Genomic DNA, 1,603 nt, shown 5'->3' with positions numbered 1-1,603 from the left:
GAAGCATCGGAAGGGAGCAGTGATGAGGAAGGTCGAATTTGGCAGGAGCTTTACCCGTCGGTAGTGAACTCAACAATTAAACAACGTCCCCCGCAGTTTGTCCGGGTGTTTGTCGGTGTCTTTCCTGCCCATGCCCGAACCAAAAAAGGGTTGGTTAATAACCATGGTATTTGTCAGCACGTCATCAGTGGAACCGGCATGGTACCGAGGATTTTCTGGGTCCGAAACGTCGGACAGGGGTCGTGGCCCGAGAGTAGACAAGCTCCACGACGAGATTGTATGCGAATCTCTTTGTTCCGCTTGTCTCCTCTCTGCTGCAGCCTTGAACCTGATGGGTGACTGGTGCAGTGGATCTCACTACTGACACGGTATCGCCGAAATCACGGGTGCAAAAAGAACGGACAAACAACGCACACGGTAGCGGGAAGTAATACTCTCATAAGGAAAATCCCCTTTCCCTTGATCGGAGTAGTCTATTCCTTGACAAGAGGCCTTTTAATGGGTGCCCCCTAACCCTCCTCATACCCTCGCTGGTCTTGTAATTCTTCAGCTACAATAGTATACATAACTGATTTGCTGCTAGATTGTTTGTAGTTATTTATATATTCTCTAGCTTTGGCAATACTACGTTTAGAAAAATCTAGAAATGGTTCATCATCATATTGTTCACAATACCAGTTGTCATAATTGGATTCTGGTATTCCATCTACAATTTCGTATACATCACCACCGAGAACTGCGATTCCTTGTCTTTCAAATTCATCAAGAACTTCTAAAGCTTGCTTGTTGTCAAGGGCCCAATTATTAACGCCTATATTCTCAAGAGAGAAACCGGAAGATAGTATTAATTTTATATTTTCAGACCAGTTCATCATCAATCCTTTTTCTTCATTTTCTGAGGTTTGAAAAGACGATGATTTATCTTTCCGTTCGATTCTTTAATAAATTCGAAATTTCCTTTGTTCCCTCTATAAATTCCAGGTATTTCTAGCTTTTGACGGGTAATTCCATCACCACCTGTGATTTTTGATAGTTTTCCTTGATTTTGGAACGCCTTCACACTTTCAGGAAAAGCATGAAAATCTCCTTGTTTCATTTGCCTTCGAACTTTTCCTGTATAGCTGGTTCCTTCAAAAAAGTCATTTGCCTTTTTTGCCCCTCTTGAAGCCTTTATCCCCAACCCCACCCCACCAGGGATTCCAGGAGCTATAGCAGCAGCAATGTCGGCAACAACACCTACAACATCAACTATTGCGGAACCAACATTTCCTTGTCTAACATTGCTGACAAAGGAATGACCACCAACAGCAATGCTTGGTCCTTCTATGAAAACAGCCTCTGCCCATTCCCCATTAGGATCAACATACCGATACGGATTATTTAGCCCATAGGCATAACGGTTCAACCGCTGCGGGTTACCCAGGATTTCAAGGGTGACCGCCCCGGTCAACGGGTCAACCAATCCCACCGGGTCGGCGGAGAGGAACCGGCCCACCGGGCTGTCAAGGTAGGCTCCTCGTCATTTCGTGTGGATTTGATATCATAAGATCAAATCCACACGAAATAGCGAGGAGAAACGTATGAATGGCAACGATATCATAGC

The 1,603-nt window shown here is 44.7% G+C and carries 2 protein-coding genes; both read right to left on the bottom strand.

The window, feature by feature from the left end; translation table 11 throughout:
• Positions 1-509: 509 nt before the first annotated feature.
• Positions 510-875, bottom strand: a complete 366-nt coding sequence (gene imm40, locus BUC26_RS22505; RefSeq protein ID WP_084540868.1) for an Imm40 family immunity protein — start codon at positions 873-875, stop codon at positions 510-512.
• A complete protein-coding gene (locus BUC26_RS24005) occupies positions 875-1,468 on the bottom strand; it encodes a hypothetical protein (RefSeq protein ID WP_208609892.1) in 594 nt (197 codons plus the stop codon). The genes imm40 and BUC26_RS24005 overlap by 1 nt, the downstream gene beginning before the upstream one ends.
• Positions 1,469-1,603: the final 135 nt, after the last annotated feature.

Origin of the sequence: Desulfofustis glycolicus DSM 9705 (assembly GCF_900130015.1) — a bacterium.
GTDB lineage: Bacteria > Desulfobacterota > Desulfobulbia > Desulfobulbales > Desulfocapsaceae > Desulfofustis > Desulfofustis glycolicus.
This window is presented reverse-complemented; position numbering and strand designations above follow the sequence as displayed.